Below are 511 nucleotides of genomic sequence, written 5' to 3'. Positions count from 1 at the left end.
ACAGCACCGTGCCACGGTCGTGGGCGGCGGTGCGCACCTCGTGCAGACGCTCGATCACGCCCCGGCGGTTGCTGACGCCGGTCAGGTCGTCATGGCGCAGCAGGGCCTCGATCTGTGCCAGCGCCGTGGCCAGCTTGTCATTGGCGATGCCCAGCCGGTACTGCATGCTGCGAAAGAAGGTGGCCTGCACGCTGCAGCGCACCACGGCACCGAGCACCACGCCGAAGGCCAGCAACTGGCCTGCAGCCGTATCCGTGGTCATGCGCATCAACGGCCCACGCCAGAGAATGATGGCCGCCACGGCGATGAGCGTGCCGATCCAGGTCAGCCAGAAGCTGGTGCGGCTGCGCGCGAGGAAACCGTCGGCGCTGAAGGCGATCAGCATCACCATGGACTGGAACGCCAGCGCAGGCGCGGCCATGACCATGCCCAGCACGCCGATGATGGACACCAGCTGGTGCGTGAGGAACATGCCGGGATCGCGCAGCCTGTGGCACCAGTCGCTGGCATA

1 protein-coding gene is annotated in these 511 nt (G+C 67.3%); it reads right to left on the bottom strand.

Annotated elements, in window-relative coordinates:
* Positions 1-511 (bottom strand): GGDEF domain-containing protein (locus tag JNK74_30420; GenBank protein ID MBL7650483.1); only part of this gene is annotated, 511 nt, incomplete at both ends.

The sequence above is a fragment of the Candidatus Hydrogenedentota bacterium genome, assembly GCA_016791475.1.
Lineage (GTDB): Bacteria > Hydrogenedentota > Hydrogenedentia > Hydrogenedentales > JAEUWI01 > JAEUWI01.
The sequence above is the reverse complement of the archived record's forward strand: the minus strand, read 5'-3'. Positions and strand labels throughout refer to the sequence as shown.